Origin of the sequence: Sorangium sp. So ce726 (assembly GCF_051521405.1) — a bacterium.
Taxonomy (GTDB): domain Bacteria; phylum Myxococcota_A; class Polyangia; order Polyangiales; family Polyangiaceae; genus Sorangium.
Map to the genome: position 1 here is coordinate 6,361,497 of NZ_CP150349.1, position 14,121 is coordinate 6,375,617.

Consider the following 14,121-nt stretch of genomic DNA (forward strand, 5'->3'; position numbering starts at 1 on the left):
GGTCGTGCCACCCCACGCCCCCTCTATCGATACACTACCGATACACTACCATGGGGGAGGCCCGTCAATTCCGATGTGGTCGTTCGACGCCCACGCGGAGGAGCGCCCGCGCCGTGTGCCGCGCGGGCGCCCTCACCCGGGAAGGCCTCTAGGCGCCGGGCTCGTCAACGTCGTCGTGGTCTTCGTGCTCCTCGAGGTAGCGCTCGGGCGCGAGCTCCCACCGCTCGGGCGAGCGCCAGAGCTGCGACAGGAGCAGCTCCCGCATCAGCAGGATTTCCTTGGGCAGCCGGTCGTAGAGCCGCTCGAAGAGCTCCCCGTGCGAGCCGAACTCGACCTTCCACGCCTCGCGGTCGACCGCCATCAGCTGGTAGAACTTCTCCTTCGAGAAGCGGTCCATGCCCCGCCACTCGATGTCTTCGTAGCGCGGCATCCAGCCCAGCGGGCTCTCCTCCGCGAAGCCGCGGCCATGCACGCGGTCGACGATCCACTTGAGGACGCGCATGTTCTCCCCGAAGCCCGGCCAGAGGAAGTTGCCCTGGTCGTCCTTGCGGAACCAGTTCACCGAAAAGATGCGGGGCGGATTGACGATCTGGCGCCCCATCTGCAGCCAGTGGTTGAAATAATCGCCCATGTGGTAGCCGCAGAAGGGCAGCATCGCCATCGGGTCGCGGCGCACCTGGCCGATGTTGCCGGCGGCCGCCGCCGTCATCTCCGAGCCGATCGTCGCGGCCGTGTAGACGCCGAAGCTCCAGTTGAACGACTGGACCACGAGCGGCACCGTCGTCGCCCGCCGCCCGCCGAAGACGATCGCGCTGATGGGCACCCCGTTCGGGTCGTCCCAGCGCGGATCGATCGACGGACACTGCGACGCAGGCGTCGTGAAGCGCGCGTTCGGGTGGGCCGCCTTGCGGCCGCAGTCCGGCGTCCAGTGCTTCCCCTGCCAGTCGACGAGCTCCGGCGGCGGCTCGTCGGTCATCCCTTCCCACCAGACGTCGCCGTCGGGCGTGAGCCCCACGTTGGTGAAGATCGTCCCCTTCCGGATGGTCGCCATCGCGTTCGCGTTCGACTTGTCCGACGTCCCCGGGGCCACGCCGAAATAGCCCGCCTCGGGGTTGATCGCATAGAGCTGCCCGTCCCGCCCGGGCTTCATCCAGGCGATGTCGTCGCCCACCGTCGTGACCTTCCAGCCCGCGAACGCCTTCGGCGGGATGAGCATGGCGAAGTTCGTCTTGCCGCAGGCGCTCGGGAAGGCCGCGGCCACATACGTCTTCTCGCCCTTCGGCGATTCGACCCCCAGGATCAGCATGTGCTCCGCGAGCCACCCCTGCTCCCGGCCGAGGACCGAGGCGATGCGCAGCGCGAAGCACTTCTTGCCGAGCAGCGCATTGCCGCCATAGCCGCTCCCGTAGGACCAGATCAGCCGCTCTCCCGGGAAGTGGACGATGTACTTGTGCTCCGCGTTGCACGGCCACGGGACGTCGCCCTGTCCCGGGGCGAGGGGCATGCCGACCGAGTGCAGGCAGGGGACGAAATCGCCGTCTCCGAGCGCCTCGAGCACCTTGCGCCCCATGCGCGTCATGATGCGCATGCTCGCGGCGACGTACGGCGAGTCGCTGAGCTCCACGCCGATGTGCGAGTAAGGCGAGCCGATCGGGCCCATGCTGAAGGGGATGACGTAGAGCGTGCGGCCCCGCATCGACCCGGCGAAGAGCCGGCGCAGCGTGGCCTTCATCTCCTGCGGCTCGGCCCAGTTGTTGGTGGGGCCGGCGTCCTGCTTTCGCCGGCTACAGATGAACGTGCGGTCTTCAACCCGCGCGACGTCGCTCGGGTCCGAGCGCGCGAGGTAGCTGTCCGGGCGCTTCTCCGGGTTCAAACGGATGAGCGTGCCCGCCTTGACCATCTGGTCGCAGAGCGCGTCGTACTCCTCCTTCGAGCCGTCGCACACGTGCACGTTGTCCGGCTGGCACAGCGCGACGACCTCGGCGATCCATTGCCTGAGCTTCTCGTTCGCGATCTTCGCCCGCAGGCCGGGGATCGACACCGGCGGCGGCGGCTCCGAGTGGAACGAGCTCTGGCTGTTCTGGCTGGCTGCTACGGACACTTGCGTACCCTCCTGGCTCTCTGGGTCGAACGCGCTCTGCAAAGCGCAGGCCCTGCCCGCCCTCGACAGCAATTCTGGCCGAAATGCGGCCGCGAGGCTGCTCTGATTCTTCCTGAGCCCGATCGCTACAGCAGGGTTGCGCGCACCAGGTGCGCCTGGGGGCGAGCCCTGCGCTATGCGCTGGGTCGTCGATCCGCCCGTAATCCCCCGAAATCCGTCCAGCGGGTGGCCCCGAGGGCTTCCTCGCGGGCAGGCGCGCCGCCCGCCAATGCCCCGGTGCCTGCGCGCCGGTGCTCACCATGGCCACGCCACGTACAGCGGTTCCCGTGCGAACGCCGCCCGGGCGCGACGCCCCTTCTCCGAGAGGAACAGCATCATCCGGAGCTCCTTGTACACGGAGTGGCGCTCCGGCGTGCCGATGCGCGTGATCGCGCCGGGCGGCGCCTCCCAGCCGCACGCGGCGTAGAAGCGCTCGAGGCTGGGGTTGCAGAACAGCGCGGCGACATCGGCGTCGCTGTCCTGGAGGAAGCGCGTCGCCATCTCCACGACCTGCCGCCCGTGGCCTTCGCCCCGGTAGGGCGGGAATGTGAAGACGTTGCCCAGGCCATAGACGACGTGCTGCTCCCCCGCGTGCGGCAGCGAGAGGCGCATCACCGAAGCGTAGCTGAGCAGCACCCCCTCCTCGCTGATCGTGAAGTGGACCGTGCCCATGTCGGGCGGATACGTGTGCTGGAGCAGCCGGAGTGGACCGGTGAATATCGACGGCCACGCCACCCGCATGAACGACACGGCCTGCCACCGGAAGGAGTCGGGGAGCTCGTCTTGATGGTAAATATGCTTTTCTTGCATGGGTCTCTGGGCCCTGCTCGCTCCACCGCGCTCCGGCCGAGCGCGGTGCGTCCACGCGCCTCGTCCAGGCGGCGCGTGGACGAGGCACGCTGTGCCTCGGGCGCATTCGTGAATGGGTGAAGGAGCTCCGAGATATATCCCGGTGGCGACGCGCCGTCACGCTGGACGCGAACGCCGTTGCGCAGCCGTAGCTCCCGCTGGCTGCGCCCGCGCTTTCCGTCCTGTCGGAGCCGGCGACGCCGAAGCGACGTGCAGCGACGTGCAAGACGCCGGCGGCCTGCCGTGGGTCCGCCCGCGGGGGGCGTTGACAAGGATAACCGGCTTTGCTCATATACCCAGTCCGCTTGGAGCGTCGCGCGCCCCTGAGGACGGCCGGTAACATGGTGGGCACGGGTCAAGACACCTCGGACGCGGAGCCGACCCAGGCGGCGATCATGGGCAAGTACCGGCTGATCGCGAAGCTCGGCCGGGGCGGGATGGGGGACGTGTTCCTGGCGATCGCGCGCGGGCCGGGGTCTTTCAACAAGCTCGTCGTTGTCAAGCGCCATCGCGGCGTGAGCGGCGTGGGCGGAGACGGCGAGAAGGTCGTCGCCATGTTCCTGGACGAGGCGAAGCTGTCCGCCCGTCTCAACCATCCCAACATCGTCCAGACCTACGAGGTCGACCACGACGACGCCGGCTACTTCACCGTGATGGAGTACCTGGAGGGCCAGCCGCTCAGCGCGATCATGAGGGCGGTGGCCGAGGGGGAGCCGGGCGCGGCGGGCTTCACGCGCGGCGTCCTGGTCAGGATCGTGGCCGACCTCTTGAGCGGCCTCCACTATGCGCACGAGCTCCGCGATTACGACGGCGCGCCGCTCGGCATCGTCCACCGCGACGTCTCCCCGCACAACATCTTCGTCACGTACGACGGCGCGGTGAAGCTGCTCGATTTCGGCATCGCCAAGGCGTCCATCAACACCGATCTCACCGAGACCGGGAAGCTGAAGGGCAAGACCTCGTACATGGCGCCGGAGCAGGCTGTCGACAGCGGGTCGACCGATCGACGCGCCGACATCTTCGTCGCCGGGATCGTGCTCTGGGAGCTCCTCACGCGGGAGCGGCTCTTCGGGGGCGACGCCGTGAGCGCGCTCTGGAAGCTGGCGGCCGTGGACGAGATCCCGCGGCCCTCGCTCCTCCGGCCGGACATCCCTCCGGCCCTTGACGCCATCGTGGCGCGGGCGCTCGACCGCGATCCGGCGAAGCGGTTCGCGACAGCGCAGGAGATGCGCGCGGCGCTCGAGGACTACCTGCACGCGGCGGGCGAGGACGTCGGGTCGGACGAGATCGGCGCGAGCATGATGGGGGTATTCGCGGAGCGCCGGGCGAGCATGCAGCGGCAGGTCAAGGCGTACCTCGATCAGAGCGCGCAGGATGTGGACCGCCCGAGCGCGCCCGTCGAGCCCCGCATCTCCCGCGTGAGCCATTTCGAGGGCGCAGAAGGAAGGCGCATTCAGCCCGTGATCGCCCTCGACGAGGAGCGGGGGCAGAGGACCTCGGGGACGCCGGGCCCCGGGCGCCCCGCCTCGGACTCGACAAGCCTGAAGTCGAACCTCCGCACGGGCGCCGGGCCTCAGCAGCGCAGCTATCTGATCGGGGCGCTCGGCGCGGCCGTGCTTGTCGCGGCGGCGGCGTTCTCCACGCGCCGCCCTGGTGGGCAGGCGCCCGCTGCCGGCTCCGCCGCGGCCGTGCTCGTCGAGCCGGACGCCGGCGCTCGCTGCACCGGGGTGCTCCGCGTCCGGATCACGACGGGCGACACAGGGACGGCCACCGACATCTCGCCGCCCTACAGCTACGGGGTCTACGACTACCTGCGTCACCTCAACGACAGTCAGGGAGGGCTCCGGGGCTGTCCCATCGACGTCGACATGAAGGACGCGCAGTACGACCCCGCCAAGACGGAGGAGGTCATCGAGGCGTGGCGGCAGCAGCCCGGGTGGAGCGAGGTCTCCACGCTGTTCGTGTTCGGCACCGGGCCGACCACGCGTGTCGCCCCGAGGCTCACGGACGAGAAGAAGCTCATCATTCCCGGCTCGTACGCAGGCTCGCTCGCCACGCCGGTGCCGATCTCGGCGGACGTGTCCCATGCCGAGTTCAACGCCCTGGGCCAGAGCGCCGCCGCGACAGAGCACAAGACGAGCCCTGGGTATCCCTTCATCTTCTTCCCGGCCACGGACTACTCGACCGCCATCCGCATCGGCATCAAGGCCGCCTGGAAGATCGCGCCTGGGCGCATCGCGATGGTGCACGACACGATCGACAAGTGCCTTTACTGCGTCGATCCGCTCGCCGCGGGCAAAGCCTACGTGGAGGAGCTGCCTGGGATGCTGCTCGGCGAGGATCTGATCGTCCCGCAGACGTCGTCCCTCGAGGATGAGGGGCGCATCGTCGACGCGGTGATCGGCCATGTGAAGCGGGAGATCGAGAAGAAGCGGGCGGACCCGTCGTACGTCCCGACGAGCTGGTTCTGGGCTGGCAACAGCGTCCTCCCCTCGTCCTTCGTCGGGAAGGGCGCGGCCGCGGCGCAGAAGCTCATCCAGCAGGCGTTCCCGGGGCCGGAGAAGAACCGCTGGCAGCTTCGCGTGATGGCGAACAACTGGGGTATCGGCGAGAGGACCTTGGCGATCTGCGGGGCCGACTGCGCGGGGATCTTCTATGGGCTGTTCCCCGTGCCCGTCTACGGCGACACCCAGCACTCGAGCGGGATGGCGGAGATGCTGCGGATCCACAGGGCCTACCGGGAGAAGGACGGCCACCCGCTGGAGCTGTACCAGGACCAGCCCTACGTCCAGGGCCACGCCGCGGCGCTCATGTGGCGCGAGGCCGTCGAGCGCGCCGTCGACGCCGGCCGCACGCACCCGACCGGAGCGGACCTGAAGGCCGCGCTCGAGGGCTTCAAGAACGTGGTGCTCGACGGGATGACGGCGGGGCCGATCTCGTTCAGCGCGACAGACCATCGGCCGCAGGCAAACGAGTCGGTGTACACGATCGGGGGCGCCGACGGGGGCGGCGTCGGGTTTCGGTTCGTCGATCACTGCTCGATCGAGCTCGACGCGAAGTGGCTCGGGTACTGAGTTCGCTCACCCTGCCGGAGTGATGGAGCCGCCAGGACACGATAATACGCCACACTTTTTCTGTGTTTCTTGGCGTCTTATGGCGTCTTGGCGGCTCCTCTCTTTCCGCGACCAACCTCCCGCAATAGGGCTAAGTCGGCCCAGAGATCCGCCAGAACCCGATCCTCGCCGCCCCCGTCAGATCCGGCCCAACCGGCCCCTTCCCCCAGAAATGGTCATCGTAGTTGGGCACTGTCCACCCCTGCCCGTACGCCCCCATTACCGCGTAGATCACTTCGTCGTCCGGCTGGACCTCGATCGCCGTCGTCACCCACGCCTGCCGCACCGGCGCCGGGCTCGCGTCGTCGAGCAGGTAGCGCGCGAACTTGGATCCTTCGGTCGTGTCGTCGAACGACTCCGTCGCATAGCCGAGAAGCAGATGCAGCCCATCGAATGCGCCCGCCCACCGGTAGCGCCACGCGCCGCCGTCGTCCTGGAGCGGGCCGCAGGCGGCCACCACCATCCACTCCAGGTTGGCGTTGCCCCAGCGAGCGTCGCTGAAATGGAGGACCCGGTCGTTCATCGCGCTGCAGAACATGAACCCGACGCCGTTCGCGTGCCCCGTGTAGAACGTGAGATCCACCGAATCCGCGAACGACGCGTCCTGGCCGCCCAGCGCTGGATCCTTGAAATCGACCTCCCAAGCGCGCTGATCGCCCCAGTTGAAGCGAGACTCGATGCCCCCCTCCCGGAAGCTCTTCAGCAGCCCGTCGACGTTCGCCGCCGAGTGATCGAGGCCACCGCAGAGACCGACCCACTCGGCGCCGACCACCGCGCGGCTGTCGTCGACCGGCGGCGGGGTCGGCGGGCGCGCCGCCTCGAGCCCCGCCGACGCGCGGCCGAGCGAGAGCCGTTGCGCGGCCGTCGCGACCAGACCGTCGGCGTCCGTGACATAGAGCGAGAGCGTCTCCGTCTCCCCGCGAAGGCCAGAGACGCCAGACACCTTCACCCTCGCGCTGCCTTCGCGCCCTTCGCGCCCTTCGCGCCCTTCGCGCCCTTCGCGCCCTTCGTCGACCGAGTCGAGCCCGTCGAGCGAGCGCGCCGACGATACCCACCTGTACGTGTATGGCGCAGTACCTCCGGTGACGCTCGCCTCCGCGAGCGCGGTCGCGCCGTCCACACGGACCGAGATCTCAGCCCTCGGAGCGTCTATGACGGCCGGCACAATCCTCTTACGAACGTCCACGACCTCCCCGCCGACCGTCCGCCGTGCGCTGCACACGTAATGGGGCAGGATCCGCCGTACCTCGCGGGACAGCGGCGGAGCGTAATAGACGAGCTCCGGCTCGGCCGCGATCACCGCGCCGCTGCCCAGCGCGCCAGCACACAGCGCGGGGGCCTCGGAGGCCGGGACGATCGCGACGTCCTCCCCGCGCTCGAGCTCGCGCTGCGCGTAGATCAGGTGGGTCACGGCGCCCTCGCCGTCGAACGTCACCCGGACCTTGGCCCCGGGGCCGATCAGCCGGATCCCCTCGAGCTCGTCGCGAAAGCTCACCTGCGTGTCGAGCTCGGCCCGCGCCACATAACGCCCCTCCGCGTCGACCGCCTCGATCAGCGAGTGGCCGACGGCGATATCGTGCCCGACCGACAGGCCCGCGGCGTCCAGCGCGGCCCACGCCCGCGCCGCCGCTTCCGGCTCCGGCAGGACGTGCAGCGCCGCGAGCGCCTCGAAATCCAGCGCGTCATCACCCGCCGACGTGGCGAAGCCGCGCTCGTCGCGGAACCCAGGCGCGGGCGCGTCGGCCTTCCTCGTGGGCAAGCGCTGGAATCGCGCGCTGTCGAGGTAGCGAATCGCGCCGCCGGCCACGAGCGCGGCGGCGCCTCCCCGCGCGGGATCCTCCGCGAGCCCGAGCGCGCCGGCGAGCGCCGACGCCCGCGCGACGTCGGCGCCGCCGCCGATCACGCGGTATGCGGGCAGGGATCGCGTCTCGCTGCCAGGCGACCCCGCAGCAGGCGACGCCGCGCGGAACACGCCGCGGTCGGCGCTCTCCGGGAGATCCTCGCGGGCGTCGCGGCCGCTGCACCCGGCGACGCCGAGGGTCACGAGGAGAAAGACGCCCAACACCCCATCCGGTGATCTCTTCATCAAAGTCCCCCTTTCCCTGCGGCTACGGCGAGGCTCGGCGCGCAACTCCGCACGAGCGATCTCGCAGGGAGCCTCCGCGCGGCGCTCGCGGCCCGCGACGCGAGCACCACGCATTGCACGACCCAAGCCACCTCGGCCGCGCCGCTCCGCGGCGCGACTCCCCGCGCTCCGCGCGCTCTCGGCCGAGATTGACCGCCTCGCGTCCGGCTCCTAGGCTGCCGCGCATTCCATGACAGCGCACACGAAGGACGGAGAGAGCGCGCCCGGCGCCGGCGATCGGACGCTCGAAGGGACGGCGGATCCCGGCGCGCGCCTGTTCCTCGACTTCCTCTCCTCCATCCGCCCCCGCGTCGAGGCCGCGCTCGATCAGCGCTGGCGCGACAAGGCGGCCTCCGTGCAGCGCTATGGCCGCGAGGTCGAGGCCATGGTCTCCGAGGCGCGGAGCCTCACGCTGCGCGGCGGCAAGCGGTTCCGCGCGGGGCTGCTCGTCGCCGCCTACCAGGGCGTCGCGCCCGACGCGCCGCTCGGCCCCGCGATCGACGCTGGCGTCGCGCTCGAGCTGCTCCAGACGTACCTGCTCATCCAGGACGACTGGATCGACGGCGACACCGTCCGGCGCGGAGACCGCACCGTCCACGTCGCGCTGACCGAAACGCTCGGCGATCCACACCTCGGGGCCTCGTCCGCGATCCTCGCGGGCGACCTCACCTGGAGCTTCGCGCTGAGCGCGCTCGCGGGCGCGGACGCGCCGCCGGCGACGACGCTCGCGGCCGTCCGGCTGTTCTGCAAGATGCACGAGGACGTCGTGATCGGGCAGCACCTTGACGTGGTCGGCCGAGCCGAGGACGTCGAGCAGATGCACGCGCTCAAGACCGGCAGCTACACGGTGCGCGGCCCGCTCGCGCTCGGCGCCACGCTGGCCGGCGCGCCGGCCGAGACCGTGGCGGCGCTCGAGCGGTTCGCGGCGCCCGTGGGCATCGCCTTCCAGCTGCGCGACGACCTCCTCGGCACCTTCGGGAGCGCCGCCGCGACCGGCAAGCCGGTCGGCAACGACCTGCGCGCCGGCAAGCGCACCGCCGTGCTGGCCGCGGCCGAGGGGCGCCTCGACGCCGCGGGCCGGAGCGCCGTCGAGCGCGCGCTCGGCCGCAAGGACGCGAGCGACGACGCCGTGGCGGCCGCGACGCTCGCGCTCGAGGCGTGCGGCGCGCGGCGCGCCGTCGAGGAGCGGCTCTCCGCCCTGTGCGGCGAGGCCGAGGTCCTCGCAACGTCGCTGCCGGTGAGCGCGTCGGCCCGGCAGATCCTGGGCGGGGCCGCGAGCGCGCTCCGGTGGACTGGCGCATGACCGAGGCGCTCGGCGAGGCGTCCGGCAAGGTCATCCTGCTCGGCGAGCACGCCGTCGTGTACGGGGCGCCCGCGCTCGCCGCCGGCATCGAGCGCGGCGCCCGCGCGCGGGCGATCCGTTGCTCCGGCGCGAGCGCCCTCCGGCTGGGCGGGCGCGAGCTCCGCGCGGCGCCGGCCGAGGAGGACGTCGCGCGGGCGTTCGCGGCGCTCCTGGCGGCGCTGCCCGATGTCGGCCCGGTGCGCGTCGAGGCGGAGAGCGATCTGCCGCCCGGCGGCGGCCTGGGCAGCTCGGCGGCGCTCGGGGTCGCGATCGCCCGGTCGGTGGCCGCGCTCGCGCGCGCGCCCGCGGCCGCCGTGCGGACCGCGGCCGAAGCCGCGACCGCCGTGCAAGCCACGGCCGCCGTCACCGACGCCGCGGCCGCCTGGGAGCGCGTGTTCCACGGCAACCCGTCGGGCATCGACACGACGGCCGCGGCCCGCGGCGGCTGTTTCCGGTTCAACCGAGCGCACGGGGCGACCTCCGTCTCCCCGCGCGACGACCTGTGGCTCTGCGTGGGCTCGACCGGGGTGTCGTCGTCCACGCGCAGCATGGTCGAGCTCGTGGCGAGGCTCTTCGAGCGCAAGCCCACGCTGGCCGCGACGTCCATCGCCGGCATCACCGCGCTCGTCGAGAACGCGGCCCTCGCGATCGAGGCGGGCGACGCTGTCGCGCTCGGCCGGCTGATGGACCTGAACCAGATGCTCCTCGCCGGCATGTTCGTCTCGACCGAGGCGATCGAGGCCCTGTGCAAGCTCGCGCGCGAGTCGGGCGCGCTCGGCGCCAAGCTCACCGGCGCCGGCGGCGGCGGCTCGGTCATCGCGCTGCTCCCGCCGCGTCCGCCGGGCGACGGCGGCGGGGCGGCGACGTCGAACGGCGCCGCGGACCGCGTGCTCGCCGCCTGGCGCGACGCGGGGTACAGCGGCTTCGTCACCCGGGTGAAGGCGGGCGTGACGAGGACGGAGCCACAGGAGCAAGCATGAGCGTCGTGAGCCGGGCGACCGCGATCGCCCATCCGAACATCGCCCTCGCGAAGTACTGGGGCAAGCGGGCCGATGGCCACAACCTGCCCGCCGTCCCGAGCCTCTCGGTGACGCTCGCCGGGATGGCGACGACGACCGAGGTCGCCTTCGACGCGTCGCTCGACCGCGACGAGCTCCACCTCGGCGGCGCGGCCTTGCCGCCGGACGCGGAGGCGACGCGCCGGGTCGCCGGGCTCCTCGACCGGGTCCGCGCCGCCTCGGGGCAGCGCGAGCGCGCCCGCGTGATCAGCCGGAACGACTTCCCCACCGCGGCGGGCCTCGCCTCGAGCGCGTCGGCGTTCGCCGCGCTCGCGCTCGCCGCGAGCGCCGCCGCGGGCCTGCCCACCGAGCCCGCGCTGGTGAGCGATCTCGCGAGGAAGACCTCGGTCTCGGCCGCGCGCTCCGCGTTCGGCGGCTTCGTCGAGCTCCGCGCCGGCCGCCCCGGGGACGAGGCGCTCGCCGCGACGCCGCTCGCGCCCGAGGACCACTGGCCGCTGGCGGTCGTGATCGCGGTGACGCGCGAGGGCCCGAAGGACGTGGGCTCCAGCGACGGCATGCGGCACACCGCGATGACGAGCCCGTACTTCCCCGCGTGGGTGGACGCGGCGCCGTCGCTCTTCGACGCGGTCCGCGCCGCGGTCCTCGCCCGCGACTTCGCCGCGCTCGGCGCCGCGGCCGAGGCGAGCGCCCTGTGCATGCACGCCTCGAGCATCGCCGCCTCGCCAGGCCTGCTCTACTGGACCGGCGCCACCGTCGAGGTGATCGCCGCGGTGCGGAGGCTCCGCGCCCAGGGGACGCCGGCGTTCTTCACCATCGACGCCGGCCCGCACGTGAAGGTCTTCACGACGCCCGAGGCGCAGGCCTCCGTGGGCGCGGCGCTGCTCGCCGTCCCTGGCGTCCTCCGCACCATCACGGCGGTCCCCGGCGGCGGCGCCCGCCTCGCGTCCACTTCTTCCGGCTCCGGGGGCGCGTGATCGTCCGGGCGCCTGGCAAGCTGGTCCTCTCGGGCGCGTACGCCGTGCTCGAGGGCGCGCCTGCGCTGGTGGCCGCCGTCGATCGGTACGTCCTCGCCGATCCAGCGCGGCCCGCCGCGCTCGTCACCGAGGAGGTCCAGGCCGCGATCGACGCGGGCGCGCTCGACGCGGCGGCGTGGTTCGATGCGTCGGCGCTCCGCTCGGCGGAGCCTGAGCCGCCTCTGGCCTCGCCAGGCGCGCCGCCCCGCGAGGCGAGCCGCAAGCTGGGCCTTGGCTCGAGCGCCGCCATCCTCGTCGCGACGCTCGCCGCGCGCGCCGCGGCGGCCTCGGAAGCACAGGCGGCGCGCGCATCCACCGAGGACCAGCGCGCGCCCGCGTGGGACCCCCGCGCGCTCTTCCTCGATGCGCTCGCGGCGCACCGGCGCGCGCAGGGCGGTGGCAGCGGCGTCGACGTCGCGGCGAGCGTCTACGGCGGCGTGCTCTGCTGCCGGCTCGGGCCGGGCGGCGAGCTCGACGTGGCGCCGCACGCCCTGCCGGGCGGGCTCGTGATCGAGGTCTTCGCCAGCGACGCCTCGGCGCGCACGAGCGCCATGCTCGAGCGCGTGCGCGCGCTCGCCGCCCGCGAGCCGGAGGTGCACCGCGCGCTGCTCGGCGCGGCCGCCGAGGGCGCGCGCGCCGCGGTCATGGCCGCGGACGCCCGCGCGCTCGTGGCCGCGCTGGATCGCCAGGTCGACGCGCTCGCCGAGCTCGGCGACCGGGCGGGCGCGCCGATCGTCACCCCCGCGCTCAGGCGCCTCCGCCCTGCCGCGGCCGCCGAGGGCGCAGCGATCGCGCCGAGCGGCGCGGGCGGAGGCGACGTCTCCCTCTTCGTCGGCGGCGCGCCGCCCTCGACGGCATGGCTTGCCGCAGCGCGCGAAGCCGGCCTCGATCGCGTGCCGATGTCGCTCGGCGCGCCCGGCGTCCACGTGCTGGACGCAGCCCCTCCGCTCCCCGCCTGAGCGCGTCCCCTCGCCGATCGTGCGCCGCGCGGTGCCGGAGCGCTTGGCACGGAGCCCGCTCTGCTCGCTCCCGGATCGACCGCGGCGCTGCGCTCGGGCGACGCACCGCGGTCGTTCATGAGGCCTTCGGGACGCGAACAGCAGGGAAAGCATGGACTTCGTGGAGCTGGCGATGCTGCAGCGCCGCCGTGAAAGCTTGAGTTTTCATGGTGATACCGCCTGGACGGCCGATGAGCGCGGTGGACGTGCGGCCCTCCAAGGCGGGCTCCGCGGGCAGATGGCTGCCGGCGCGGGCTCGGCGGGCGTGACCTGCGTTCACAGCGCGCTGTCGCATCGGCGCGGGGGCGCGCGCAGGCGCGCCGAACCGCCGACCGTCAGTCGCGGTTCGGCCGCGGGGGGTGGTGAACGGGGTGAGGTGGCACGAGGACCAGAGGACCAGGTGAGGAGGGGGGCTCCATGACGACGTGCGATCGAGAGCTTTGCCGATTGGAGGATGTGCTTGGCGCCAGCATGGCCGAGTCGAGGGCCATGCTGGCAGCGTTCGGCGTCCAGGTCGCACCGCTGCGGAGGCGCACAGCGAGCACGTACCTGGGACGGGTGCTGGTCCACCCGTACAACCTGCTCGTCGTGGGGAGCGCGCTCCTCCTGAGCTTCATCGGCTGGAGCCCGCTGCTCCTGCTGCTCGGGCTCGGGGCGGAGCTCATGATCCTGTGCGTCGTCCCCTGGCGCGGCTTCTTCCGGCGCAGCATCGACGCGCAGCTCGACGAGGTGGATCGGGCGGCCTGGTCGAGGGCGCGCGAGTCCTTGATCCGGCAGATGGACATCCGGCACCAGCAGGAGCTCGCGCGGCTCGATCGGCTGATCGATCGCACCCGCGAGAACATCCGGCGCCGCGGCGGATCGATCCCGCCCCTGCTCGACGAGGGCTTCGGCCTGAGCCGCCTCATCATGAGCTACATCCGCCTCGCGATCGCGCACAAGGCCGGCCAGGAGTCGCTCGCGATGACCAACCACGGCGAGCTCATGGACACGATCCGCTCGCTCGAGGCGGTCCGGAGCACGTCCGCGGGGCGGACCCGCGGGCTGTCCGAGCGGCGCCTCTCGATCGCCTACCGGCGCGCCGAGTGCTGGAACCAGACCCGCGACGGGCTGGAGGTCGTCTCGCAGAAGCTCGCCACCATCCTGGAGCTCATCCAGCTCATGCACGAGCAGTCGATGACGCCCGTGGATTCGCCCGCGACGTGCGTGGAGATCGACCGGTTCATGCGCGAGCTCGACGATCTCGACAACGGCGAGAGCACGCAGCGCGAGCTCGCGGAGCTCGACATGGACATGGACAGGGCGTTCGAGCTCGAGGAGTTCGAGGCCGAGCACATCCAGCACAGCCGCCCCCCGATGCGCCTCGTGGTGCGCTGAGTTACGCGGGTCGACGGCGCTGGCGCGCGGCGGCGAAGCGCGCGCTGCGTCGCAAACTCCACTGTACTTTCGCGTCGCGCCGTCGAGGATGGCCGCATGCGAACAGGTGCCGCGGATCGATTGCGCGGACCCGACGGCGGGTACG

General features: G+C 72.2%; 9 protein-coding genes. 6 read left to right on the forward strand and 3 right to left on the reverse strand.

Going from position 1 to position 14,121, the window contains the following annotated elements:
* Nucleotides 1–148 precede the first annotated feature (148 nt).
* A complete protein-coding gene (locus WME79_RS23660) occupies nt 149–2,041 on the reverse strand; it encodes a phosphoenolpyruvate carboxykinase (GTP) (protein WP_437539925.1) in 1,893 nt (630 codons plus the stop codon).
* A 354-nt stretch (nt 2,042–2,395) separates the two neighbouring features.
* Nucleotides 2,396–2,950, reverse strand: coding sequence for a GNAT family N-acetyltransferase (locus WME79_RS23665; RefSeq protein WP_437539218.1), 555 nt, complete (start codon nt 2,948–2,950; stop codon nt 2,396–2,398).
* A 380-nt stretch (nt 2,951–3,330) separates the two neighbouring features.
* Here WME79_RS23665 and WME79_RS23670 point away from each other — a divergent pair, with 380 nt between their 5' ends.
* Entirely contained in the window at nt 3,331–6,063 is a 2,733-nt protein-coding gene (locus WME79_RS23670) for a protein kinase domain-containing protein (RefSeq protein ID WP_437539220.1), read from the forward strand.
* Between the two features lie 130 nt (nt 6,064–6,193).
* On the opposite strand, the gene WME79_RS23675 is transcribed toward WME79_RS23670, so the two are convergent.
* On the reverse strand, nt 6,194–8,188 hold the full coding sequence (locus tag WME79_RS23675; RefSeq protein ID WP_437539222.1) for a DUF6345 domain-containing protein: 1,995 nt from the start codon (nt 8,186–8,188) through the stop codon (nt 6,194–6,196).
* A gap of 229 nt (nt 8,189–8,417) precedes the next feature.
* Between WME79_RS23675 and WME79_RS23680 the strand changes: the two genes are divergently transcribed.
* The 5 genes from WME79_RS23680 to WME79_RS23700 all read left to right on the forward strand — a co-directional run bounded on the left by WME79_RS23680 (nt 8,418) and on the right by WME79_RS23700 (nt 13,976).
* Nucleotides 8,418–9,530, forward strand: coding sequence for a polyprenyl synthetase family protein (locus tag WME79_RS23680; RefSeq protein WP_437539224.1), 1,113 nt, complete (start codon nt 8,418–8,420; stop codon nt 9,528–9,530).
* Entirely contained in the window at nt 9,527–10,549 is a 1,023-nt protein-coding gene (gene mvk, locus WME79_RS23685) for a mevalonate kinase (RefSeq protein WP_437539226.1), read from the forward strand. Before WME79_RS23680 ends, mvk begins: the two co-directional genes overlap by 4 nt.
* Nucleotides 10,546–11,562 (forward strand): diphosphomevalonate decarboxylase, encoded by a 1,017-nt coding sequence (gene mvaD / locus WME79_RS23690; RefSeq protein WP_437539228.1) that lies wholly within the window; start codon nt 10,546–10,548, stop codon nt 11,560–11,562. The genes mvk and mvaD overlap by 4 nt, the downstream gene beginning before the upstream one ends.
* Nucleotides 11,559–12,560 (forward strand): hypothetical protein, encoded by a 1,002-nt coding sequence (locus tag WME79_RS23695; protein ID WP_437539230.1) that lies wholly within the window; start codon nt 11,559–11,561, stop codon nt 12,558–12,560. The genes mvaD and WME79_RS23695 overlap by 4 nt, the downstream gene beginning before the upstream one ends.
* Before the next feature lie 510 nt (nt 12,561–13,070).
* Nucleotides 13,071–13,976 carry a hypothetical protein gene (locus WME79_RS23700; RefSeq protein WP_437539231.1) on the forward strand — a complete coding sequence of 302 codons (906 nt, stop codon included), beginning with the start codon at nt 13,071–13,073 and terminating at the stop codon, nt 13,974–13,976.
* The last annotated feature ends 145 nt before the right edge of the window (nt 13,977–14,121 follow it).